Source organism: Enterocloster sp. (genome assembly GCF_057861365.1).
In genome coordinates this window covers 73,692-98,100 of the sequence record NZ_DBMACH010000003.1, presented here as the reverse complement: position 1 = coordinate 98,100, position 24,409 = coordinate 73,692, and the positions used below count along the sequence as shown (strand labels likewise).

Below are 24,409 nucleotides of genomic sequence, written 5' to 3'. Positions count from 1 at the left end.
GAGATCTAGGCGAAGGCGGCGGCCGGAGAAAGGACAGGAGATAGAGGATGAAGCTTGCAGTTATCTGTTTTACAAAGAAGGGCGCTTTGATCGGTAGGCGCCTGTATACATATTTTAAAGCACAGGGAGTGAACTGTGAGGCCTGTGTGCCGGAGCGGTTTTTAGAGCAGGACTGGAAGGCAGATGGGATGAAGAGCCGGGGAAAGGAAAACCTGACCCAGTGGAGCGGCCGGCAGTTTTCGGAGAAAAATGCTATGATCTTTATAGGCGCTGCGGGGATTGCCGTACGGGCGGCGGCTCCGTGGATCCGGGACAAGTTTGCGGATCCTCCGGTAATTGTGATCGATGAAACGGCCCGATTTGTGATCCCTCTGTTATCCGGTCATGTGGGAGGAGCCAATGAGCTGGCCTGTGAGCTGGCAGCATTTCTTGGCGCAGTGCCGGTGATCACTACGGCTACGGACCGAAACGGACTCTTTGCAGTGGATCTCTTTGCGGCAGGAAACGGGCTGGTTTTGACGGACCGGAAGATGGCAAGAGAAATTTCTGCCCGGATCCTGGAGGGGAAAACCGTTGGGTTTATAAGCGATTTCCCCACAGATGGAGTACCGGAGGGCTGTGCGCCTTACTGGCAGGAGTATACCATCTGGATTACCATAAAAGACCGGCTGCCAAAGGAAATGCCTCAGGGGATCAAGGTGCTGCGTCTGGTACCGCGGGCAGTGACGTTAGGCGTTGGCTGCCGAAAGGGGATTCCTTTTCCGGTTCTGAAAGAACGGGTAGATGCATGCCTGAAGGAGGCGAAAATTGCACCTGAGGCGGTAAAGAGGCTGGCTTCCGTTGACCGGAAAAAGGAGGAGCCGGCGATTTTACAGCTGGCAAAGGAGCGGGGACTGGAGCTTTGCTTTTATACCGCAGAGGAACTGGCTCTGGTGCAGGGAGATTTTAAAGAATCAGAATTTGTGAGAGAGACGGTAGGGATCGGAAATGTATGCGAACGTGCGGCCTGCGCTGGTGGCGGAAGGCTGATTTTGAAAAAAAGGACGGGAGAGGGAACGGCCGTGGCAGCCGCGTGTAAGGCTTTAGATGTGATTTTGTGTGAAAAGGGATTTGGAGAACGGTAGTGCTAGGCCGTATTTTTTCGTTGTGCAATGAAATGCCATATGGTATACTTTTTGGCAGAATGAAAAAAACGGGTGAACGATGGAACAGATTTTTACATACAGAAACCAGAAAAAATTAAGGTGGGGCTATACCACAGGGACCTGTGCGGCGGCGGCTTCTCTAGCCGCTGTTCTCATGCTGCTCGGGAGGAAGGAAACGGAACTGGTAAGCCTTACAACGCCAAAAGGGGTCCGTCTGGAGCTGGAGATTGAGGATATTCAGATGGGGGAAAACTGGGTTTCCTGTGCGGTGCGCAAGGATGGAGGGGATGATCCGGATGTGACGAACGGAATGCTTGTGTACTCCCGTGCAGAATATGGAACAGGAAGCGCAGAGGGAGAGCCGGAGAATGGATATGTGTTTGAGCGGGAAGGCGTTCGGATTGAGCTTATGGCAGGAGAAGGCGTAGGCGTTGTTACAAAGCCGGGACTTAACTGTCCGGTGGGAAAGCCTGCTATCAATTCGGTTCCCAGATCCATGATTTTTCATCAGGCAGAAAGAGCCTGCCGGGAATCCGGTTTTCAGGGGTGTATTAAGCTTTCTGTCTCGGTTCCAGGCGGAAAAGAGCAGGCAGAGAAAACCTTTAATCCCAGACTGGGGATTTTGGGAGGTATTTCCATTTTGGGCACCAGCGGGATGGTAGAACCCATGAGTGAGAGGGCCCTCCTTGAAACCATAGGGCTGGAGCTGCGGCAGAAACGGCTGGCAGGCTGTGAACGCCTGATTCTTACGCCGGGCAATTACGGGACTGCATTTTTAAGAGATCACCTGGGGATTGAGCTGGATCAGGCGGTCAAGTGCAGCAATTTTATCGGAGATACCCTGGATCTGGCGGTTCAGGAAAAGCTGCGCCAGGTTCTTTTGGTGGGACATGGAGGAAAACTCATTAAGCTTGCAGCCGGGGTGATGAATACCCATTCCTCCGCGGCAGACGGACGTATGGAAGTGCTTGGAGCCTGGGGGGGAGCATTGGGCGCGTCTTCCGAGCGGATCTGCCGGATCCTGGAGGCAGTGACGGTGGAACAGGCCCTTTTTGTTTTGGACGAAACGCCGGGACTTTTGGAAGCGGTGATGTCCAGGGTGATGGAACGAGTGGAATTTCATCTGAAAAAGAGAGCCGGAGAACGCCTTCAGGCAGAGTGCATCATATTTACCAACGAACGGGGAATACTGGGAATGACATCGGGGGCAGAGGCGCTTTTAAAGGAATTTGAGACAGAATAATATTTGAATGAAAGGATGCAGTATGGTACATATTGTTGGAGCAGGCCCAGGGGCCACAGACCTGATCACCGTGAGAGGAGCTAGACTTTTAAAGGAAGCGGATGTGATCATTTATGCAGGTTCCCTTGTAAATAAGGAACTGCTGGAGCTGGCAAAAGAAGGAGCTGAAGTTTACGACAGCGCCCGCATGACCTTAGAAGAGGTGATGGCGGTGATAAAAAGGGCCTGGAAGGAAAAAAAGGAGATCCTGCGCCTTCATACAGGGGATCCCTGCATCTATGGGGCGATCAGAGAGCAGATGGACGCCATGGATAAGGAGAAAATCCCCTATGAAATCTGCCCCGGCGTTAGTTCCTTCTGCGGAGCAGCATCCTCTTTGGGGATGGAATATACGCTTCCGGGGATTTCTCAGAGCGTGATCATCACCCGGATGGCGGGAAGAACGCCGGTGCCGGATCGGGAAAGCATTGCTTCCTTTGCGGTCCACCAGACATCTATGGTTCTGTTTTTAAGCGCAGGGATGCTAAGGGAACTGTCTGCAGAGCTGATAAAGGGAGGATATCCGGCAGATACGCCTGCTGCCATTGTGTATAAGGCTACCTGGCCGGAGGAAAAGATCGTGCGCTGTGAGGTGAAGAATCTGGCAGAGGCGGCAGAAGCTGAAGGTATTACAAAGACAGCGCTGATCATCGTAGGAGAGGCAGTCGGACAGAAGGACTATGAGCGGTCTAAGCTGTATGATCCGTGCTTTGAAACAGAGTACCGGAAGGCGCAGAACCCGGAGATGGGAGAGGCCTGCGGGAAGGCGGAAGATGAAAAAACAGGGGATTTAAGGCAAAAGGAAGGCAGAACAGGCCGCTTATATGTGGTGGGGATCGGCCCCGGCTCTGCAAAAGGGATGACAGGAGAGGCCAGGCAGGCTCTGGAGCGATGCCAGGTGATTGCCGGATATACTGTATATGCAGACCTGGTGCGGGATGAATTTCCCCAAAAGGAGTATCTGACCACTCCCATGACAAGAGAAGAGGAGCGCTGCCGCATGGCAATCGCCTGCTGCCTTGAGGGAAAGGATACAGCGATGATCTGCAGCGGAGACGGCGGTGTATACGGCATGGCAGGTCTTTTGCTTGAGCTGGCAGAGGAAACGCCTCAGGTGGAAATCTGTGTAGTGCCGGGAGTGACGGCTGCCTGCTCCGGTGCAGCTGCCCTGGGAGCGCCTCTGATGCATGACTTTGCCGTCATCAGCTTAAGCGACCGGCTGACCCCTATTGAAACCATCTGGGAGCGGGTTGAGAAGGCAGCCGCCGCAGATTTTGTGATCTGCCTTTATAATCCCCGCAGCAAGGGGCGGCCGGATTATCTGCGCCAGGCCTGTGAGCGGATTTTAAAATACCGTTCTCCTCAGACGATCTGCGGCCTGGCAAAGCGCATCGGACGGGAAGGAGAAGAAACGGAGATCCTGACCTTAAAAGAGCTTATGGAGGCAGAGGCGGATATGTTTACCACCGTTTATATCGGCAATTCTTCCACAAAACAGATCGGCGGACACATGGTAACGCCCAGAGGCTATGAACGAAAATATTTCTCTGGAAAGGACGCATGAGGAGATGGGTAAAAACAGGAAACTGATCCTCTTTGCAGGAACTACTGAGGGAAGGATTCTGGCAGGAAAACTGGCAGAAGAAGGAATTTCGGGAGTCGTGTGCGCTGCGACGGAATATGGAAAAGAGCTTCTTAAGGAAGAAATGGAACGGGTGTGTTCATTAAGGAACAGGGATGGAACAGGGGTAAAAGACAGCCTGAAAATCAGGGCCGGCCGGCTGGATGAGGAAGAAATGGAAGCGCTGATCAGGAGAGAGAATGCTTCCCTTGTCATTGATGCCACTCATCCGTATGCAGATCAGGCCACAGCGAATATCCGCAAAGCCTGCAGTCATGTTCCGAATGTGAAGCTTCTCCGGTGTCTCAGAGAAGAAGGGGAATCGGAAGCTGCCGCCCCTGTTCGTGAGATGGCTTCGGTTAAAGAGGCAGTCTCCTGGCTGTCCGGGCAGGAGGGAAATATCCTTCTTACCACAGGGAGCAAGGATCTGGAGGCTTTTTCACAGATTCCGGATTTCAGGAAAAGGGTCTATGTCCGCGTCCTGCCTTTGGAGGATTCCATCCGCTGCTGCAGGATGCAGGGGTATGAGGGCCGCCATATTATCGCCATGCAGGGTCCGTTTTCTGCGGAAATGAACCAGGCCCATCTGAGAGAATATAACTGCCGTTTTCTGGTTACAAAGGATGGAGGAAAGACGGGCGGCTTTGAAGAAAAATTAAAAGGCGCCCAGGAAGCGGGAGCAGAGGTTTTGGTGATCCGGCGCCCTTTCGATCAGGGGATAAGCCTGGAAGCGGTTATAAGAGAAGTAAAGGAGTGGAAAAACTCATGAGAGAGGATGAAACATACAGACAGGAACGTCCTGTGGTCTATCTGATCGGCATTGGAATGGGCGGTGAGGATCAGCTTACCGGGCAGGCCATTGACCGCCTGGAGGGAGCAGAGGCTGTCATGGGAGCAGGCAGGATGTTAGGTTCCGTAGAGCCGTATATACAGGGGAAGCCGGTGCTTACAGCCTATAAGCCCAGCGAGATGGTTCAGTGGCTTGGTTCCTTTTCATGGACGGAGGCCGCTCTGGTGCTTTCCGGCGACACGGGCTTTTACAGCGGGGCAGAGGCTGCTTCCAAGGCCTTTATACGGGAAGGCTGGGATGTGGAATATATTCCGGGAATTTCCAGTCTTTCCTATTTCTGCGCCAGAATCGGCCGAAGCTGGCAGGATGTATATCCGGTAAGCAGCCATGGACGGGAGTGCGATATTCCGGCCTGGGTGAGAACCCATAAAACCTGCTTTGTCCTCCTGGGAGGAGAAGGGGGGCTTTCAGAGCTTTGCCGCAGCCTTGTGAGCAGCGGTCTGGGTCATGTGGATCTGTGGGCAGGAGAAAAACTCTCATATAGAGAGGAACGGATCCTCTGGAAACGGAAACCGGCAGAAATCCTCATGGAGGAAGAAGTACATCCCTTTGGCAGCCTGGCCTGTGCGATCGTGGAAAATCCTCATGCAGTGGAAGTACGGATCTATCCTGAACTTCATCCCAGGGATTCTGATTTTATCCGGGGCAAGACGCCCATGACAAAGGAAAGCGTACGGCGTCTGTCATTAGAAACGCTCCGTATTGGCGCAGATGCGGTCTGTTTTGATATCGGTGCTGGAACGGGTTCTGTTTCTGTAGAAATGGGACTGGCCATCCGGAGGCAGTGCGGAGAAGGCCGGGTATATGCCATTGAGCGGGAGCCGGGTGCACTGGAGCTGATTGACGCTAACAGGAGAAAATTTCACGGTGACTGGTCCGGGTTTCATATCGTAGCTGGGGAAGCTCCTGAGGCCCTTCGGGGATTGGAGACGCCTACCCATGCGTTTATCGGCGGGAGCGGGGGACGCATGAAGGAGATGATAGAGGTGCTTTTGCAGATGAATCCAAAGGTGCGGATCGTGGCAAACGCAATTTCTCTGGAAACGGTGACGGAAATTTTGGGATGTATGAAAAAGTATGGCTTTAAAGAAGGAGAGATTCTTCAGATTCAGGCATCTGCAGTGGAGCAGGTGGGAAGCTACCATATGCCAAAAGCTCAGAATCCTGTGTATATTGCGGTGATGCAGCATCCGGCAGAGGATGGGGAGGAGCTTCAGTGGCAGGATTTATGATAACAGCAGCCTCCAGCGGCAGTGGGAAAACCATGATTACTTGCGGGCTTTTGGAGCTTTTTAAAAGAAAGGGCTTAAATCCCCTGGCCTGCAAATGCGGACCGGATTATATTGACGGACTGTTTCACAAACAGGTGCTGGAGCTGGAAGGAATGAACCTGGACAGCTACTTTGAGGCGCCGGAGGAACTTCGGGATAAATACAGCCGTCTGTCCAAAGGCCATCTGCCGGTGGTGGAAGGGGTCATGGGATATTTTGACGGCCTTGGAGGAAGCACCACAAGAGCCAGCTCCTGGGAGGTGGCTCACATACTGGATCTTCCGGCAGTGCTGGTGGTTGATGCCAGAGGAGCCAGCGTATCGCTGGCTGCAGTCATAAAGGGCTTTCTGGAGTTTGAACGACCCATGGGAAGCCAGATAAAGGCTGTGATCTTTAACAGAATGTCCCCTATGCTCTATCCAAGGATCCGGGAGCTGGTGGAACGGGAAACCGGCATCCGGGCAGCCGGTTTTGTGCCGGAGCTGGATTTTCTCAAGGTGGGAAGCCGTCATCTGGGACTGGTGCTGCCAGAGGAAATTGCCGGATTAAGAGAGCAGATGAACCGCCTTGGAAAATGTCTGGAGGAAACGATAGACTGGGAATTTCTGGAAGAACTGGGAGCAGAAAAAGAAGAAAGGGATGCTTTAGAGGAAGAAAACACAGAAGCTTCCTGTACAGCGGCTTTCAGCTTCCGTCTGGGAATTGCCATGGACGAGGCATTCTGCTTTTATTATCAGGATAATCTGCGGCTTTTAGAGCGTCTGGGAGGAGAACTGGTATACTTTAGCCCCATTCATGACAGGAGCCTTCCCGAACAGCTGGACGGCCTGATCTTAGGAGGCGGGTATCCGGAGCTTTACTGCGAGGCGCTTTCGCTGAATGAATCCATGCGGGAATCTGTGAAAAAGGCGGCAGAAGGGGGCCTTCCTGTTCTGGGAGAGTGCGGAGGATATCTCTATCTTTTGGAGGAGCTGGAGGCGGAAGATGGACGGATCTGGCCCATGACAGGCGTTTTGAAGGGAAAAGGATATAAAAAGGGGAAAAATAGCCGTTTTGGCTACATTGGAGTGGAAGCGGAAAAAGACAGACTGTATTTAAAGCCGGGAGAACAGATCAGGGGTCATGAATTTCATTACTGGGATTGCGAGGTTTTGGAAGAAGAATGGGTAATGAGAGCAAAAAAGCCGGTAGGAAACAGAAGCTGGCCCTGTATACGCATAAAGAATCAGGTGATGGCCGGTTTTCCTCATTTATTTTACCCCTCCTGCCCGGCTTTTGCCGTCCGTTTTGCCAAAGCCTGTGTAAGATACAAACGGAAAAGAGATGAGGCAGAAGAATGATACAAAATACAGAAGGAAAAATGACGCTAAAAAAAGCGCTGCAGCAGATACGTCCGGTAAGCAGTGAGACAAAGAAGGCGGCCCGGCTTCGCTGGGACCAGGTGGCAAAGCCCTTAAACAGCTTGGGGATCCTGGAAGAGGATCTGGTACGCATTGCCGGGGCTCAGAACAGCGAGGCGGTCTGTCTGGATCAGAAGTGGATTGCCGTCATGTGCGCAGACAACGGCATTGTGGAGGAAGGCGTTACCCAGACCGGACAGGAGGTAACAGCCGTAGTAGCGGCAAATATGGCAAGAGGGGCCTCCTGCGTCTGTTTGATGGCTGCGAAAGCAGGGGCAAAGGTACTTCCTGTGGATGTGGGAATTGCCTCAGATATGGAAGGGACGGGGATTTTAAACCGGAAAATACGCTATGGAACCCGGAATTTCCTGAAAGAGCCTGCCATGACGCGGGAGGAAACGGTAAAAGCCATGGAAACAGGGATGGAAGCGGCAGGGATTCTAAAAGAAAAGGGCTGCCGGCTGGCAGGCTGCGGTGAAATGGGAATTGGAAATACAACTACGTCCAGCGCTGTCCTTTCTGTCCTTTTGGGAAAGGAGCCGGAAGAGGTGACTGGCCGGGGGGCAGGACTTTCGGATGAGGCGCTGAACCGGAAAATCCGTGTCATTCGTGAGGGAATCATGCTTTGCCATCCGGATCCGGAGGACGCTATCGACGTGCTTTCCAAGGTTGGCGGCCTTGATCTGGCTGCTCTGGCCGGTTTTTATATCGGCTGTGCCTGTTATCGGATCCCGGTGGTGCTGGACGGATTGATTACGGCTGCGGCTGCTCTGGCGGCTGTGAAGCTTTCTCCGACGGTAAGGGATTATCTGCTGGCTTCTCACGTATCCGCAGAGCCTGCGGGAGCTATGGCCTTAGAGGCGCTGGGCTTAAAGGCTGCGATCCACGGAGAAATGTGTCTGGGAGAGGGAACGGGAGCCGCGGCGCTGTTTCCCCTTCTTGACATGGCTGCGGCTGTGTACGGACAGATGGAGTCATTTGAGGAAATCCATGTGGAGCAGTACCGCCGTTTCGGAAAGGAAGAGGAAGAATGATCCTGATCACAGGGGGCAGCGGCAGCGGAAAATCCGAATATGGGGAATATAGGGTGATGGAGGAGCAGATGCCCCTTCGCTTCTATGTGGCCTGCATGGAGGTTTACGGGGAAGAGGGGCGCAGGAAGGTAGAACGCCACAGGGCTCTCAGAGCCGGAAAAGGCTTTGTGACCCTTGAAAGGCCCAGAGGCCTGTCCGGACTAAGCTTAAAAGGAGAAGGAAAAAAGGCTGTCATTTTAGAGTGCGTGTCCAATCTGGCTGCCAACGCCATGTTTGAAAAGGAGGGCATACAGCCGGATACAGAGGAACTGGCAGAAGGGCTCTTTGACGATATTCTTTATCTGGATTCCCAGGCTGATTTTCTGGCGGTTATCACAAATGAGGTGGGAGCAGATGGGGAGGACTATACGCCGGAAACCATGGAGTATATCCGCCTTATGGGGCGGCTTAACTGCCTGCTGGCTGAAAGGGCCAGTGAAGTAGTTGAGGTGGTTTATGGGATTCCGGTTGTCCTGAAAGGAGAGAAGGGAAAATGAAGCTTCTGTATTCCTGTATCATAGCAATTTCCATGTATTCCAGGATTCCTATGCCCCAGATCCAATGGACGAAGGAGCGGATGAAGCATGCATTATGCTTTTTTCCTCTGGTGGGTCTGATCCAGGGCCTGTTTCTGGCGCTGTGGCTGTGGCTGGCAGAGGAGGTCTTTCGTTTGTCTCCTGCTATGACCGGCCTGTGGGCGGCGGCTCTTCCTGTGCTTATCACGGGAGGGATTCATATGGACGGCTTTCTGGATACCATGGACGGAGTGTGCTCCTATGGGGATCGGGAAAAAAAGCTGGAAATTTTAAAGGACCCCCATCTGGGGGCTTTTGCGGTTATCTATACGTTTGCATATATGCTCCTTTATGCCGGAGCCTCCTGTGAATTTGCAGCAAGGGCAGAGGGAAGCGCACGGCTGCTCCCTGTGCTTTTTATGACCATGGAGCGGGCCCTCAGCGGCCTGTCGGTGCTTTCCTTTCCTTCTGCCAAAAAAGACGGCCTGGCAGCCTCTTTTGCACAGGCTGCAGAGAAGAAAACAGACCGTATGGGAATGATGCTGTGGCCGTTAGCCACAGGTGCAGTGTCCTGGCTTTTGGGAGGTTTAAGCTGGCTTTTGGCAGCAGCCGTATTTTTTGTACTGCTTTTGATCCTGTTTGTCTGGTTTTACCGGTGGAGCAAAAAGCAGTTTGGAGGGATTACGGGAGATCTGGCCGGGTTTTACCTTCAGGCAGGAGAGCTGGTCTGTCTGATCGCAGCACTGGTTCTCGCCGGCTGGGTTTCAAATAATGTGGGAGGATGAGAAAATGATCCTGATTACAGGAGGACGGGCTCAGGGAAAACGGGCCTTTTGGGAGAAAAACATAGCTTCTGGGGAAGGAGAACCATCAGAAATCTCAGGACTCTGGATCCGAGGGGGGCAGACCAGTTTTGATGAGTGTTTGGACAGCCCCTATGTCTGCGAATTCCATCTTTTTATCCGCAGGCTGCTGTTGGGAGAGCCTTCTTTAAATGCACCCGACTGGGTGTACGGCACTATGGAAAAACGAAACGGCTGCCGGCTGCCGGATCGGGAGGCGTTGACGGAACGTCTTTTTAAAGCCTGTCCCGGCCGTGTTCTGGTAACAGATGAGATCGGCCTTGGCATTGTACCCTTAGATCCCTTTGAAAGGGAATACAGGGAGGAAACCGGGCGGATCTGCTGTCTTTTGGCTGCCCGGTCTGAGCAGGTATGGCGCGTGGCCTGCGGCCTGGGACAGAGGCTGAAATAACGATGAACAGAAAGAGGAATGTTAAGAAATGAGTTTGTTCCACCTATGGAAATTTCACAGCATGGCTCTCATTGCAGGCTGTATTTTAGACTGGCTGATGGGAGATCCCTACTGGCTGTTTCACCCGGTCCGGTTTATGGGAAATATGATAAGCGCGCTTGAAGCGAGGCTTCGGCGCTTGTTTCCTGAGCATCTTTTGCTTGCAGGAGGGGTGCTTGCTGGCTTCATGTGCCTGTTCTGGACTCTGATTCCTGTACTGGGCTTTTTGGGGATATACAGAGGTCTTCTGTCCTTTGGCATTCAGAGACACTGGATCTATATCTGCCTGTTTGTTCTGGAAAGCTTTTTTTGCGGACAGCTTCTGGCGGCCCGAAGCTTACAGACTGAGAGCATGAAGGTCTGTTCGGCTCTGAAAGAAGGGGATATAGAAAAAGCCAGAAAAGCCGTATCCATGATCGTAGGAAGGGATACAGCGGTTCTTGACCGGGACGGAATCGCCAGAGCGGCGGTGGAGACGGTGGCAGAAAATACTTCGGACGGAGTGATTGCGCCTTTTTTCTTTATGGCGGTATTTGGCCCGGCAGGAGGATTTTTCTATAAAGCAGTCAATACCATGGATTCCATGGTGGGATATAAAAATGAAACGTACCTTTTGTTCGGAAGGGCGGCGGCAAAGATGGATGACGCTGTAAACTGGCTTCCAGCCCGCCTTTCCGGGATGCTCCTTACCGCCGCCGCCTGGCTTCTTCCGGGAATGGATGGGAAAAATGCCTGGAGAATCTTTAAACGGGACCGTTTTAACCATGCCAGCCCCAATTCCGCCCAGGGAGAGGCGGCCTGTGCCGGAGCTCTTCATCTGCGTCTGGCCGGGGACGCCTGGTACTTTGGAACTCTTTATAAAAAGCCTTATATCGGCGATGATGACCGGCCTATCCGTCCAGACGACATCAAAGGAGTCTGCAGCCTTATGTTTGGAGCTCAGGGACTTTTGATGGCAGGCCTTGTGATATTACTTTTGTTACTCTAGGAGAGCTTATGGAAATTCCTTATACTCATGGGGGCGATATCTACAGCCGCCCCATAAAAATGGATTATTCTGCAAACATTAACCCTCTGGGTCTTCCGGAAGGGGTAAAGAGAGAGCTGCTTTGCTGCGTGGAGGAAAATGTATGCTGCATTTATCCGGACAGCGCCTGCCGAAGCTTAAAAATGGCTTTATCAGAAATACATCATGTTCCAAAGGAGTGGATTAGCTGCGGAAACGGGGCGGCCGATCTGATTTTTGCACTGGTGGCAGCCTTAAGGCCCAGGCACGCGCTGCTTTTAGCGCCCTCTTTTCTGGAATACAGCCAGGCCCTTCATCTGTGGGGGTGTGAAACAGACTCATTTATGCTGAGGGAAGATGAGGACTTTTCGCTGGACCCATTCAGGTTGAAGGAAGCGCTGTTTCGCGCCAGGGCAGAGAAACAGCCATACGATATCCTGTTTTTATGCAATCCCAATAACCCTACGGGGCTTCCTGTAAAAAAAGAAATAGTGGAAGAAATCGGAGTGGTGTGCAAAGAGACAGGAACCTGGCTGGCTGTGGATGAATGCTTCTGTGATTTTCTGGATGAGCCTGAGGCATATTCAGTAATCCCTAAATTAAAGGATCTGGATCATGTGATTGTCTTAAAGGCATTTACCAAAATTTATGCCATGGCCGGGCTGCGGCTGGGCTACAGCCTCTGTGCAGATCAGGAATTAAACATCCGCCTGGAAACAGTCCGTCAGCCCTGGTCTGTTTCCGGACCGGCTCAGAGGGCCGGTATTGCAGCACTTAAAGAAAGGGATTATCTGGAAGCTACAAAAAGGCTCATTGGGCCGGAGCGGGAACGGATGAAGGGGAAGCTTGTAGAGCTTGGCTTTCAGGTTTATCCCTCCCAGGCCAATTATATTTTTTTCAGAGATCCTGTCTGGAAGGAAGGGGATTCCCTTTATGACAGACTGCTGCGCCAGGGCGTGCTGATCAGAAACTGCGGCAATTATCCCGGATTAGACGGCTCTTATTACCGGATCTGCGTAAAGACAGCGGAAGAAAATGACTGTTTCCTCCGATATCTTACAGAGGCTGTGGGAAGATGATTTCCCTCAAAACGCTATAAGGAGAAGAATAATGGCAAAATGCATCATGATACAGGGAACCATGTCCAATGCGGGAAAAAGCCTTTTGGCTGCCGGCCTCTGCCGGATTTTTGCCCAGGACGGCTACCGGGTCGCTCCCTTTAAATCCCAAAATATGGCTCTTAACTCCTATATCACCGCAGACGGTCTGGAAATGGGGCGGGCTCAGGCGGTTCAGGCAGAGGCGGCTGGGACAGAGCCGCGGGCAGATATGAACCCCATCCTTTTAAAACCCACCACAGACATAGGCTCTCAGGTGATCGTAAACGGTATTTCCAGAGGGAATATGCGGGCGAAGGATTACTTTGCCTATAAAAAAGAGCTGATTCCGGAGATTTTGGCGGCTTATAACCGTCTGTGCGGGGATTATGATATCATTGTCATAGAGGGAGCAGGAAGTCCGGCAGAGATCAATTTAAAAAAGGATGATATTGTAAATATGGGTCTGGCTGCCATGGTGGATGCTCCGGTGCTTTTGGCAGGAGATATTGACCGGGGCGGCGTATTTGCGCAGCTTTACGGAACCGTGGCTCTTTTGGAAGAAAGTGAAAGAAAACGGATCTGCGGCCTGATCGTGAATAAATTCAGGGGAGACTCCTCTATTTTAGAGCCGGGGATTCGGCAGTTGGAGGAGCTTTGCGGTATCCCGGTAGTGGGAGTAGTTCCCTATATGGATGTAGATATTGAGGATGAGGACAGCCTGAGCGAAAAGCTTGGTCAAAGGGAAAAGGGACTGGTGGATCTGGCGGTCATCCGATTCCCTAAAATTTCCAATTTTACAGATCTGGATGTATTTGTGAGGATTCCCGGCGTGACGGTGCGGTATGTGACGAAGGTGTCCGAGCTTGGCACACCGGATCTGGTGATCCTTCCCGGAACGAAAAATACCATAAGCGATCTTTTGTGGATGCGCCAGAATGGTCTGGAAGGAGCCATTCTTAAACTGGCCGGACGGGATGTGCCTGTATGGGGAATCTGCGGAGGATACCAGATGATGGGGGAAGAGGTGATCGATGAGGAAGGAGCCGAATCCGGGGAATGCCGCCGGATTGAAACTATGGGCCTTCTTCCTCTGCGGACGGTTTTTGAAAAAGAAAAAATCCGTACCCGCTCAGAGGGCTCGCTGGCAGAGCTGGACGGTGTGTTTGCGCCCTTGTCCGGCAAATGCATATTTGGTTATGAGATTCATATGGGGCGGACGGAAATTGCATGTCCGGAGGGGCCTGCCGGAACCGCAAGGCTGGTTCCGGACAGGAAAGAGCCGGAAATCTGCCGTCCCATGTGCTATCTTTTTAAAGGGGATACAAAGCAGGTGCAGCCGGATGGCTGGAATAGAGGAAACTGTTACGGAGCTTATGTCCATGGCATATTTGATGCTCCGGGTGTGGCGGATACGCTGGTAAATGCTCTGGCTGAGAAAAAGGGCATTAAGCTGGAAACAAATCTGAAAGAAGAGTATGACGCCTACCGAAACCGCCAGTATGACAAGCTGGCCGGGGAACTGAGAAAGGCTTTAAATATGGAATTGATTTATAAGGTTTTAGGACTTGAGGGCCGGAAGGAGTGAGGTTTTTGGAAGATAAAAGAAATACAGAATATCAGATGCATACAGGACATATCCAGCTGGAGCAGGTACTTCCGGCTGAGATTGAGAACAGAAGCTTTGAGATCATTCAGGATGAGCTGGCTGCCATGGGAAAGGTCCTGGATCCGGTGCAGGATCTTTTGATCCGCAGGGCGATCCATACTACGGCAGATTTTGACTATGCGGACAATCTGGTATTTTCCGAAGGAGCCGTGGAAGCAGGGCTGAACGCACTGCGGGAGGGGGCTGTGATCATTACGGACACAAATATGGCCTGGTCGGGAATCAATAAGAAAAAGCTGGCAAACCTTGGAGGAGAAGCAGTGTGCTTTATGGCAGATGAGTCCGTAGCAGCCCGGGCAGCCGCATCCGGTTCCACCAGGGCTGTTGCCAGCATGGAAAAGGCGGCAGAGCTTTATGGAAATGCTTCCCGTCCCTGTATCTTCGCCATTGGAAATGCCCCTACGGCCCTGGTGCGTCTCTATGAGCTGGTGCAGGAGGGGAGGATTTCTCCCGCCCTTATCATCGGCGCTCCAGTGGGATTTGTAAATGTGGTTCCCTCAAAGGAACTGATTTTGACGCTTCCCCGTACGCCTTATATTGTAGCCAGGGGAAGAAAAGGCGGGAGCAACGTGGCGGCTGCGCTGTGCAATGCGCTGCTGTATCAGGTGTGAGGAGGGGATAAAAAACGGAAATTGGATCCGGAAAGAGATTGGGAGGAGCAGGAAGATTCACCGTGAAAATCACAATCTGGATCGCTGCAGAACACAGTTTGCCCTGGTGGCAGATATGAAAAAAATGGTCTGAGAGAAGCGATTGTAAATAGGTATCGATTATGTTAAGATAGAAACAGATCGCCACATGGACAAGGGTCCTGGGGACGCCGGGTTCGTAGCCCGGAAGGGTCCGGTCCGAATCCGGAATGCAGCCATGTGGGATCTTTTTTTCAGTGCTTTTCTGCATATGACATATCAATTTTCAAATCTTGTCTTTGTAATCGGTGCAGGTTACTGTTTCGCTTAATTCACTGATAAACTGGAAGTTGTTTATTTCTTCTTTTTCGGTTTTTGGGCTGGCAGTTCATCATACATTGCATGAAACAAGCCTGTCAAAAATTCCTTATTATCAACTTCATCTACCAACAACATCTCTTTTGCTCCCTCATAGGGTAATTCATACGGAGCTGTCGGCATATAACTAATTGCTGATTTTACTGGTTTAACAAGTAATCTATCATCATAGATACCGCCTACAATCTTGCCACGATAATAAATAATAAATTCTCCCATCATAGCTCGATAAGTAATTTCTTCTAACTCAGATAGCTGCCCTAAAATAAACTCTAAGTATTCCTTGCTTGATGCCATATTTCCACCTCAAATTCTAATTGTCCTATTTTTCCTTTGCACTTCTAAAAACAAAGAAAAATCCTACGCAACCAATCAATAATCCTAAAAGAGAAAAAGGAGTATCGCTACACTTCATTTTACAACACCAATACCCCAATTATAATCCCCCACACTGCCACAACTGGAATCATATAATACCATTTCCAGGCGTTCCAGCCGCTCCAGATTCCCTCAGCATTTCTCCTATTTTTTTTTAGAACATCCTCAGGAATGAATTTGACCGTCAATGATACCAGTGCAGGAAACAGTATCACATCGTCCAGATATCCCAGAACCGGGATAAAATCAGGTATGAAAATCCACAGGGGAAAGAGCATAGGCTATGGTAAGGCCGGCAAATACCTTTGCGGGAAGCGGCGTATCTTTGTCTTTCAGCGCCAAAAATATAGCAGGAATATCTGTTTTTAATTTCTCTGCCCGTTTTTTAAGATCCATTCTCTTTCCTCCTGCTGTGCTCTGTGAATTTGGTATATTCAGGCCGATTTTATCACAGTTTTAAAGCAAAATCCATACAGATATAAAAATAAAAGCGCTCCCGTATATCATGATCTGTGTACGGGAGCGTTTTAAATCATTTTAAATCATATTGCGATACGGCGGTAAAATCAATGCTTCCCGTTCCAGCAATAGGTACAGAGCTTACAGGGAGAGATTCCCACAGATTCCACCAGATCATCCAGACGGTGGTAGCGGAGTGTGGTAAAATTCAGCCGTTTGCGGATTTCTTCGATCATTTCCGCATAATTTTGGCTGTCAGGGTCTGCATAGCTGTCAAGGATCTCCTGAGATACATTGTCTCCCTCACGGTCGCGGATGATCCGTCGGGTGATCAGATCCAGTTCAGAGGTAGAACGGGAAAAGTTCAAATACGGGCAGCCAAAGAGCAGCGGCGGGCAGGCAGGACGGATATGTACCTCTTTTGCTCCGCTCTGGTAGAGAAATTCTGTGGTTTCTCCTAATTGTGTACCCCGGACAATGGAATCGTCAATCAGCAGAAGCTTGTTTCCTCGGATCAGAGCATCTACGGGGATCAGCTTCATTCTGGCAATCAGGTTTCGCTGGCTCTGATTCTGAGGCATAAAGGATCTGGGCCAGGTAGGTGTATATTTGATAAAGGGACGGGCAAAGGGAACGCCGGATTCATTGGCATAGCCAATGGCGTGAGCGATACCGGAATCAGGCACACCTGCCACAATGTCCGGCTGGGCTTCATCCCGGCGGGCTAAACGTTTTCCGCATTCATAGCGCATTTTTTCTACATTCACACCTTCATAGGTAGAGGTGGGATAACCGTAGTAAACCCAGAGGAAGGAGCAGATCTTCATTTCTTCTCTAGGAGCGCTTAAGGTTTCTACGCCGTCTGCATGGATTTTTACGATCTCTCCCGGACCCAGCTCCCGGTAATCAGTATAGCCTAAGTTGATGTAGGCAAAGCTTTCAAAGGATGCACAGAAGGCGCCTTCTTTTCGACCGATCACAATGGGGGTACGTCCAAGGCGGTCTCTGGATGCGTAAAGGCCGTCTTCTGTAAGAAGGAGAATACTCATGGAGCCCTTGATCTGCTCCTGAGCATAGAGAAGCCCCTCTGTGATGGTAGGTCTCTGATTGATCAAAGCAGCCACCAGCTCCGTAGCATTGATGCGCCCGCCGCTCATTTCCATAAAATGGATGTGACCGTTTTCATAAGCGGATCGGATCAGTTCCTCTTCATTGTTGATCTTTCCTACTGTGGTAATGGCATAACTGCCCAGATGGGACTGGATCAACAGGGGCTGGGGATCGCTGTCAGAGATACATCCGATCCCCATCGTGCCTGTAAGCTCATCCAGATCGCTGTCGAACTTTGTGCGGAAGGGGGAATTTTCAATATTGTGAATGGATCTGGCAAAGCCCCTTCCTTTTTCATATACAGCCATGCCCCCTCGTCTGGTTCCAAGATGTGAATGATAATCTACGCCAAAAAACAGATCCAGCGTACAGCTCTGTTTTGAAACAACTCCAAAAAAACCGCCCATAGAGATTACTTCCTTTCTGTAAAGAATCCATGTATGTATCATAACATGATGTGTTCTTGTTTGACTCTGATATCATAACATATATTAAAATAAAATAACAATAGGGTATATTTATTATTTATACTTATCAAACATATAAGAAAGGGAAAAAGAAACAGGGGAAGAGAAAATCAAAAACGGCCGGAATTGCAAAAAATGACAATTCATTGTATAATAATTCCAAATACAAAGGATAAAAATAGGACAATTTTATCAGACAGGAGAGAGAAGATATGACAGAAAAAAAGCCCTTTACCCTTGTGGTAGCCAAAGACGGAACCGGAGATTATTCCACTGTTACAGAGGCATTGGCAGCTCTGGGAGAAGAAGGGGAGCCGGCGCTTATCTACATAAAAAAAGGTGTATATAAGGAACGCCTGACTATCCGCCGGCCCTTTGTAACGTTTGAGGGCGAGGATATGAATGAAACAGTGGTCACCTATAATCTGGGAGCCAAGATGGAGATGGAAGATGGAAGCCGCAGAGGTACCTTCCGCAGCTATTCTGTCTTAATTGACACGCATGATTTTACGGCCAGAAATCTGACCTTTGAAAACAGCGCCGGACTGGGGGCATTAGTGGGACAGGCTCTGGCCCTTTATGTGGATGGAGACAGGATCCTGTTTGACCGCTGCCGGATGCTGGCCAGCCAGGACACCATTTTTACAGGTCCCCTTCCGCCAAAGGAAATCGAACCAAACGGTTTTATCGGCCCCAAGCAGTATGCCCCCAGGATCAATGGCCGTCATTATTACAAGGACTGCTTTATCAGGGGAGATATTGATTTTATTTTTGGAAGCGCCACGGCATATTTTGAAAACTGTGAGCTGTATTCCCAGGATATCGGCCGGGAGATCAACGGATATGTGACCGCGGCATCTACTCCTGAGGGACAGGAATATGGCTATGTATTTGAGGGCTGCCATTTTACAGGCAACTGTCCTCCAAGGAGCGTTTATCTGGGCCGTCCATGGAGAAATTTTGCAAAAACCGTGCTGCTGCACTGCCGCATGGAGGAGCATATCCGCAGAGAAGGATGGCATGACTGGGGCAAACGGGAGGCGCATGACACCCTGTATTTCGCCGAGGCAGGAAGCACGGGCCCTGGAGCTGTGCCTGAGGAGCGTCCGGAATGGGTAAGGATTCTTTCTGAAGATGAGCTGGAACCTTACAGCCGGGAGCGCGTCCTTGGAGGAAATGACGGCTGGATGAGCGGGCGGTAAGACAGACTGGGAGAGGGGAACTGCATATGGAATTATACCGTATCATCCTGGTGGATGATGAAGAAGAAGTAAGAAAGAGCATTATCCGAAAGATTGACTGGGAAGAGGCCGGTTTTTTTGTGGCAGGAGATGCGGAAAACGGAGAGGATGCGCTGGAAAAGATCGAGGCATTGGAGCCGGATGTAGTGCTGACCGATATCCGTATGCCCTATATGGACGGCCTTACCCTTGCAGAGCGGATCCGGCAGAAATACCCCTCCATGAAAATCGTTATTTTTTCGGGGTTTGATGATTTCGAGTACGCCAAGCAGGCCATTAAGCTCAACGTGACAGAGTACATTTTAAAGCCTGTGAATGTGGAGGAACTGACAGCAATCTTAAAACGGATCAAGGTGAATCTGGATCAGGAAATCGAGCAGAAGCGGAATGTAAACCTTTTGAGAGAGAACTATATCAGAAGCCTTCCTATTTTAAGGGAAAACTTTTTAAATGAACTTGTAAGCCATTCCATGGATCCGGCAATCGTGGAAAGCCGGATGCGGGAATACGATCTGGATCTTCTGGGAGCCAAGAAGTGGATCGCTGCTGCGATTGACATCGAGGAGCCGGAAAAGGAGCGCATGGGCCAGCTGGCCATTCATCAGGAAAAGGATCTGATCCCCATTTCCGTGATGCAGATTTTGGAGGAAAAGCTGGGTGCTTACTGCCGTTTTGCTCTTTTTAACGCAGCCGGTGTTCAGGAATCCGGTCTGTCGGTCATTGCCGCCATTGACGGGGAAAACAGCCAGACAGGCCTTATTGATGTACTGGGAGATATCTGTAAGGAAACCAGAAAGATCCTGGCCGTGCCTGTTACCATTGGTATTGGAAATAATTCCCCACGTCTTTGCCGGATCTGCGATTCATATAAGGAAGCGGTCAATTCCCTGGGGTATAAGGCCATCGTAGGCATTGGAAGTACCATTTATATTAATGATATGGAGCCGGTGAGCCGGGGAAAGCTGGAGCTTGACGGCAAGACAGAAGCGGAGCTGACGGCAGCTATTAAATTCGGCCCCAAAGAAAAGATTGAGAAGGCTGTGGCTCAGATCATGGACAGGATGAATGATGCAAAGGTTCATTTCCGCCAGCAGCAGGCGTATATGCTGTCGGTGGCAAATTCTATGATCCAGCTGCTGCAGCTGTATGATTTGGATATGGAGGCTGTGTTTAACGGAGAGTTAAAGGAAAACGGAAGCCTTGAGATGCTCCCTGGCCTGCAGAAAAAGGAGGATTTTTCCATCTGGCTTTTAAATACAGCGCTCTATATCCACCAGGCCATGAACCGGGAAAGAGACAATACCATGAAGCAGGTGATCCGGGAAGCGAGACAGTATATTCTGGAGCACTATCAGGAGCCGGAGCTGTCCGTGGAACAGATCTGCCGTCATCTGCATATGAGCCCGGCATATTTTTCCACTATGTTCCGGAAGGAAACGGGAAAAACATATGTTGCCTACCTGACAGAGGTGCGTCTTGACAAGGCGGTGGAACTTTTAAATAAGACTGATGACAAGACCTATGTGATCGCGGCAAAGGTAGGATACCAGGAACAGAACTATTTCAGCTATGTGTTTAAAAAACGTTTCGGGGTATCTCCCACGAAATTCAGGGGAGCAAAGTAAATGAAAACATTCAGACAGCGGCAGCTGCCCTTTGGGAATGGCGGTATACGTTCTATTATTTTCCTGTATTTTACAATTACAGCAGCAGCTGCCAGTATTTTTATTGGCCTCTCTCTGTATACGAGAATGTCTGGGCAGGTTTCTGAAACAGTAATGGAGGAAAATCAGATCCTGATCGATCAGGTAAACCGTTCTGTGGAAAATTATCTGAAAACGGTTATGAAGCTGTCTGATTCCCTGTATTACAGTATTATTAAAAATGCAGACCTGTCAGACCCGTCCGTCGGTGAACGGTTTAACCTGCTTTATGAAAATAATATGGATCAGACAGATAGTATCGCTCTTTTTTCGGCTGATGGGGAACTGCTGGAATCGGTACCGGCTCTTCGTGTGCGAAACAATCTGGATGTAACAAGGGAGGCATGGTTTTCCTATACGCTGGATCGGACGGAGAATCAGCATTTTTTTCTTCCGCAGGTTCAGCAGATTTTTGAGAGCAGCAGTGATCAGTACCGCTGGGTGATCCCCATGACGCGGGTGGTGGAGATTACGAAGGGTACGGATACGGTTCAGGGGATTTTGCTGATCCATCTGAATTATACAGGACTTAAGCTGCTTTTGGACGGCGTTACTCTGGGAAATGAAGGGTATATTTATCTCATAGACGGAAACGGAGAGATCATTTATCATCCAAGAGCCCAGCTGATCGATTCGGGACTTGAACATGAAAATAATCGGGCTGTATCGGAATACAGGGATGGGATCTATCAGGAAACCTTTCATGGAGAAGAAAGGGTAATTACCGTAAAATCAGTCGGCTACACAGGCTGGAAGCTGATCGGCGTAGCCCCCAGGCAGACCGTTTCCCTCAACAGCCTTAAGACCCAGCTTCTGGTGGTTTTTGTGGCTGCCTTTATCCTCTTTCTTATGTCTCTTGTTAATTCCTATATTTCATCCAGAATCACTACACCCATACGAAAGCTGGAGCTTTCTGTCAATGAAATTGAAAAAGGCAATCTGAATGCAAAGGTGGATGCGGAAGGATCTTATGAGATCCGGCATCTGGGCCAGTCAGTTCAGAATATGGCAAAGCAGATCCAGGTGCTGATGGCAGATATAGTATCGGAGCATGAAAAGAAACGAAAGCAGGAATTTGATACGCTGCAGTCTCAGATCAATCCCCATTTCCTCTATAATACCCTCGATATTATTGTGTGGATGATCGAAAATGAAAAACCAGATCAGGCAGTGAAAGCGGTCACTGCTCTGGCGCGTTTTTTTCGGATCAGCTTAAGCCGCGGAAAGAGCATTATTACAGTGAAAGATGAACTGGAACATGTGAGAAACTATCTTATGATCCAGCATATGCGGTTTAAAAACCGGTTCAGTTATACCATAGAGGCGGAGGATGAGGTACTGGAACTTGCCAGCCTGAAACTGATGCTTCAGCCGTTGGTGGAAAATGCCATCTACCATGGCATGGAGTTTATGGATGGCGACGGGGAAATCTTTATAAGCGCCTGGAAAGAGGGAGAGGATCTGTACCTGAAGGTGTCTGATAATGGCCTGGGCATGACAGAGGAACAGGTGGCCCGGCTCTTTTCTGATACGCCCCATACCGGCTCGTCCAGAGGTTCCGGGATTGGAGTGAAAAATGTAAATGAGCGGATCCGGCTGTATTTTGGCAGTGAATATGGACTTTCCATTGAATCAGAACCGGATGAGGGAACTGTGGTAACGATCCATCTTCCGGCAGTGGCATACAGCGAGATCCGTCAAAAGGAGGAGCATGACAAAACGTGAAAAACTGATATGGTGTATCTTCGGTGCTATTTTGGGAGTTTTATTCCTTCTTTCCTTCACAGATCTGATCATAAAGGAAAAAAAGGCGGAGATTTATCCTATATCGGTTGTTCTGGATTCTACCACAGATGAGTGCTATGCCAATTTCAAAAAGGGGGTAGAGCAGGCAGCCAGAGACTATAACGCCGATGTGCATTTTGTAACGCTTTATCAGGAGGGGGATGCCCTGCAGCAGGAGGAGCTTATTGAACGGGAGATCAAAGGGGGAGCGCAGGCGGTGATCGTAGCTCCTGTAAGAGAGCTAAATGATCCGGAACGTCTGGAATCACTGGCATATAGCTGCCCTATCATTCTTTTGGGGAATCATCCTTCAAAAGAGCTTCCTGTTACCTCCGTGATCAGAGATTATGAAAAGGAGGGGGAACTTCTGGGACGTGCGGTAGCGGAACAGATTGACAGCGTATCGCCGATTTATGTGTTTGCGAAAGAAAAGTCCGCTGGAAATAATCGTCCTATTTACGAGTCTTTTGTAAAAACGCTGAAAACAGAAGGCTTTGAAGCCGTGCTTTGCAGCAGGGAAAGCGGCTCTGATTTTAAAACAGTTTTTGAAACCATCCTTTATCCGGAAGCTCCGAAAGCAACGATAGCGGCCCTGGATGCAGAAAGCATGACAGAGACAGCACAGATATTAAATAGTGATGACCGGTATACGGGCCGTCTGGCAGGTGTTTTCGGGGTGGGAAGCACCACGTATCTGTTGAATCAGATGGATAAGGGACTGATTCGGGGGCTGGTAGTTCATAACAGTTATAATGAGGGATATCTGTCCGTTCAGAAAGCGGCTGAGGGGATAAAAAAGGGCATGAAACAGGAACGTATCTGTCTTGATTCCTACTATATAGAACGTTCGGACATCCGCAGCCGTAAATTTGAAAAAATGCTTTATCCCATGGATTAGCCGCAAGGAGGGGGAAAATGAAACGATACAGATATGGACTGTTTTTTTTAACGGTGATTCTTGGGGCTTTTGCGTTATACCGCTGTTTTGCAGACCGGTGCCCGGATCACAAAGAACCGGAATCGGTGCGCATCGGCATTACTCTTTACAGAGACGACGATACGTTTATCAATTCAATCTGCCGTATTCTGGAAACAGAAGCAAAAAAGTATGAGAAAACGGAAGGAATACGGATGATCCTGGATGTAATGGATGCCAAGGAGGATCAGAATACCCAGAATAGCCAGGTGGACCGGTTCCTGGCTTTGGGCTGTGATGTGATCTGTGTCAATATGGTAGACCGGTCTGCTGCTTCTGTGATCATTGATAAGGCTATGGACCGGGAGGTCCCGGTGATTTTTTTTAACCGGGAACCTGTGAGTGAGGATTTAAACCGCTGGGAAAAACTTTTTTATGTTGGGGCCAATCCGAAGGAAGAGGGGGTCTGCCAGGGGAATATGATTGCCGATGCCTATGACGCCTGTCCTGAAATTCTGGATCTGAACGGGGATGGAAAGGTAAGCTATGTGATTTTGGAAGGAGAGAGAGGACATCAGGATTCTCTTATGAGGACAGAATGGGCTGTGCAGACATTAAAGAACCGCGGGGTGGATCTGGAAAAACTCACCGGGGGGATCGCCAACTGGCAAAGAAGCCAGGCAGATGCCCTTATGGGGCAGTGGCTGGAGAAATTTCCGGAGCAGATTGAGCTGGTGCTCAGCAACAATGACGATATGGCTTTGGGGGCTATTGATACGCTGCGCCGCCTGGGCATTATCCGGCCGGTGTGTGTGGCAGGGATTGACGGCACTCCGGCTGGACTGGATGCAGTGGAGTCTGGTTTTATGCTTGGAACAGTGGTGATCGACAGAGAAACTTATGGAAAAACCATGATGCGCATGGCGTTGTCTCTGGCAGAGACAGGCAGGACGCCGGAGGACATCAGCCTGGAAAGAGGAGCATATTTCAGGTGTCCTTCCTATCCTGAGATACGAAAGAGGAAAGATGAAGCGCCGGAGACAGGAAAAATAGAATAAAATCACAAAAAAATGAAGAAAAATATCGAAAAAAGAAGAAATCAAATAAATTCGATAATGTGG

Annotated in this window: 23 protein-coding genes; 19 read left to right on the top strand and 4 right to left on the bottom strand. The window is 50.0% G+C overall.

Translation table 11 applies throughout. The annotated features are described in order from the left end of the window. Nucleotides 1-47: 47 nt before the first annotated feature. From ACZM6M_RS04515 to ACZM6M_RS04450, 14 genes are all read left to right on the top strand, one after another. A complete protein-coding gene (locus ACZM6M_RS04515) occupies nucleotides 48-1,124 on the top strand; it encodes a cobalt-precorrin 5A hydrolase (RefSeq protein WP_066547654.1) in 1,077 nt (358 codons plus the stop codon). A gap of 79 nt (nucleotides 1,125-1,203) precedes the next feature. After that, nucleotides 1,204-2,388, top strand: a complete 1,185-nt coding sequence (gene cbiD, locus ACZM6M_RS04510; protein WP_296037105.1) for a cobalt-precorrin-5B (C(1))-methyltransferase CbiD — start codon at nucleotides 1,204-1,206, stop codon at nucleotides 2,386-2,388. 22 nt (nucleotides 2,389-2,410) lie between these two features. Beyond that, nucleotides 2,411-3,991, top strand: a complete 1,581-nt coding sequence (gene cobM / locus ACZM6M_RS04505; protein ID WP_337433822.1) for a precorrin-4 C(11)-methyltransferase — start codon at nucleotides 2,411-2,413, stop codon at nucleotides 3,989-3,991. 4 nt (nucleotides 3,992-3,995) lie between these two features. Then, entirely contained in the window at nucleotides 3,996-4,817 is an 822-nt protein-coding gene (gene cobK, locus ACZM6M_RS04500; RefSeq protein ID WP_337433821.1) for a precorrin-6A reductase, read from the top strand. Beyond that, entirely contained in the window at nucleotides 4,814-6,130 is a 1,317-nt protein-coding gene (cbiE, locus tag ACZM6M_RS04495) for a precorrin-6y C5,15-methyltransferase (decarboxylating) subunit CbiE (protein ID WP_407408101.1), read from the top strand. Before cobK ends, cbiE begins: the two co-directional genes overlap by 4 nt. After that, nucleotides 6,115-7,509 (top strand): cobyrinic acid a,c-diamide synthase CobB, encoded by a 1,395-nt coding sequence (locus ACZM6M_RS04490; protein WP_417045594.1) that lies wholly within the window; start codon nucleotides 6,115-6,117, stop codon nucleotides 7,507-7,509. The genes cbiE and ACZM6M_RS04490 overlap by 16 nt, the downstream gene beginning before the upstream one ends. Before the next feature lie 20 nt (nucleotides 7,510-7,529). Beyond that, nucleotides 7,530-8,603, top strand: a complete 1,074-nt coding sequence (gene cobT / locus ACZM6M_RS04485; RefSeq protein WP_337433869.1) for a nicotinate-nucleotide--dimethylbenzimidazole phosphoribosyltransferase — start codon at nucleotides 7,530-7,532, stop codon at nucleotides 8,601-8,603. Further along, nucleotides 8,600-9,139, top strand: coding sequence for a bifunctional adenosylcobinamide kinase/adenosylcobinamide-phosphate guanylyltransferase (locus tag ACZM6M_RS04480; protein ID WP_296037092.1), 540 nt, complete (start codon nucleotides 8,600-8,602; stop codon nucleotides 9,137-9,139). Before cobT ends, ACZM6M_RS04480 begins: the two co-directional genes overlap by 4 nt. Further along, the gene (locus ACZM6M_RS04475) at nucleotides 9,136-9,942 is read left to right on the top strand and encodes an adenosylcobinamide-GDP ribazoletransferase (RefSeq protein ID WP_417045595.1); all 807 of its coding nucleotides are present in this window, start codon (nucleotides 9,136-9,138) and stop codon (nucleotides 9,940-9,942) included. Before ACZM6M_RS04480 ends, ACZM6M_RS04475 begins: the two co-directional genes overlap by 4 nt. A 4-nt stretch (nucleotides 9,943-9,946) precedes the next feature. Beyond that, nucleotides 9,947-10,411: a bifunctional adenosylcobinamide kinase/adenosylcobinamide-phosphate guanylyltransferase gene (locus ACZM6M_RS04470; RefSeq protein WP_066547671.1), complete on the top strand. Its 465-nt coding sequence runs from the start codon at nucleotides 9,947-9,949 to the stop codon at nucleotides 10,409-10,411. Between the two features lie 28 nt (nucleotides 10,412-10,439). Continuing rightward, entirely contained in the window at nucleotides 10,440-11,438 is a 999-nt protein-coding gene (gene cbiB, locus ACZM6M_RS04465; protein ID WP_296037050.1) for an adenosylcobinamide-phosphate synthase CbiB, read from the top strand. Nucleotides 11,439-11,452: 14 nt separating this feature from the next. Continuing rightward, on the top strand, nucleotides 11,453-12,535 hold the full coding sequence (locus ACZM6M_RS04460) for a pyridoxal phosphate-dependent aminotransferase (RefSeq protein ID WP_418926765.1): 1,083 nt from the start codon (nucleotides 11,453-11,455) through the stop codon (nucleotides 12,533-12,535). A gap of 31 nt (nucleotides 12,536-12,566) precedes the next feature. Continuing rightward, complete coding sequence (locus tag ACZM6M_RS04455) at nucleotides 12,567-14,141, top strand: cobyric acid synthase (RefSeq protein WP_489489797.1); 1,575 nt, start codon at nucleotides 12,567-12,569, stop codon at nucleotides 14,139-14,141. A gap of 35 nt (nucleotides 14,142-14,176) precedes the next feature. Then, the gene (locus ACZM6M_RS04450; protein ID WP_417045600.1) at nucleotides 14,177-14,833 is read left to right on the top strand and encodes a precorrin-8X methylmutase; all 657 of its coding nucleotides are present in this window, start codon (nucleotides 14,177-14,179) and stop codon (nucleotides 14,831-14,833) included. Between the two features lie 372 nt (nucleotides 14,834-15,205). Here the strand turns inward: ACZM6M_RS04450 and ACZM6M_RS04445 are convergent, their stop codons facing one another. The 4 genes from ACZM6M_RS04445 to ACZM6M_RS04430 all read right to left on the bottom strand — a co-directional run bounded on the left by ACZM6M_RS04445 (nucleotide 15,206) and on the right by ACZM6M_RS04430 (nucleotide 17,583). Next, nucleotides 15,206-15,526, bottom strand: coding sequence for a TfoX/Sxy family protein (locus tag ACZM6M_RS04445; RefSeq protein ID WP_489489795.1), 321 nt, complete (start codon nucleotides 15,524-15,526; stop codon nucleotides 15,206-15,208). A gap of 119 nt (nucleotides 15,527-15,645) precedes the next feature. After that, complete coding sequence (locus ACZM6M_RS04440) at nucleotides 15,646-15,885, bottom strand: YkvA family protein (protein ID WP_317438959.1); 240 nt, start codon at nucleotides 15,883-15,885, stop codon at nucleotides 15,646-15,648. After that, complete coding sequence (locus ACZM6M_RS04435; RefSeq protein ID WP_331467881.1) at nucleotides 15,854-16,003, bottom strand: YkvA family protein; 150 nt, start codon at nucleotides 16,001-16,003, stop codon at nucleotides 15,854-15,856. The genes ACZM6M_RS04440 and ACZM6M_RS04435 overlap by 32 nt, the downstream gene beginning before the upstream one ends. A gap of 170 nt (nucleotides 16,004-16,173) precedes the next feature. Continuing rightward, on the bottom strand, nucleotides 16,174-17,583 hold the full coding sequence (locus tag ACZM6M_RS04430; RefSeq protein WP_066547676.1) for an amidophosphoribosyltransferase: 1,410 nt from the start codon (nucleotides 17,581-17,583) through the stop codon (nucleotides 16,174-16,176). A 272-nt stretch (nucleotides 17,584-17,855) separates the two neighbouring features. Between ACZM6M_RS04430 and ACZM6M_RS04425 the strand changes: the two genes are divergently transcribed. Genes ACZM6M_RS04425 through ACZM6M_RS04405 form a run of 5 tightly spaced genes read left to right on the top strand, consistent with a single transcriptional unit; the run spans nucleotide 17,856 to nucleotide 24,346 of the window. Next, nucleotides 17,856-18,845 (top strand): pectinesterase family protein, encoded by a 990-nt coding sequence (locus ACZM6M_RS04425; RefSeq protein WP_418926675.1) that lies wholly within the window; start codon nucleotides 17,856-17,858, stop codon nucleotides 18,843-18,845. Nucleotides 18,846-18,871: 26 nt separating this feature from the next. Continuing rightward, complete coding sequence (locus tag ACZM6M_RS04420; protein WP_489489791.1) at nucleotides 18,872-20,509, top strand: response regulator; 1,638 nt, start codon at nucleotides 18,872-18,874, stop codon at nucleotides 20,507-20,509. After that, on the top strand, nucleotides 20,510-22,312 hold the full coding sequence (locus tag ACZM6M_RS04415; RefSeq protein ID WP_337933302.1) for a sensor histidine kinase: 1,803 nt from the start codon (nucleotides 20,510-20,512) through the stop codon (nucleotides 22,310-22,312). Further along, complete coding sequence (locus ACZM6M_RS04410) at nucleotides 22,299-23,270, top strand: substrate-binding domain-containing protein (RefSeq protein WP_337933304.1); 972 nt, start codon at nucleotides 22,299-22,301, stop codon at nucleotides 23,268-23,270. Before ACZM6M_RS04415 ends, ACZM6M_RS04410 begins: the two co-directional genes overlap by 14 nt. Nucleotides 23,271-23,287: 17 nt before the next feature. After that, on the top strand, nucleotides 23,288-24,346 hold the full coding sequence (locus tag ACZM6M_RS04405; RefSeq protein WP_337933306.1) for a galactose ABC transporter substrate-binding protein: 1,059 nt from the start codon (nucleotides 23,288-23,290) through the stop codon (nucleotides 24,344-24,346). The last annotated feature ends 63 nt before the right edge of the window (nucleotides 24,347-24,409 follow it).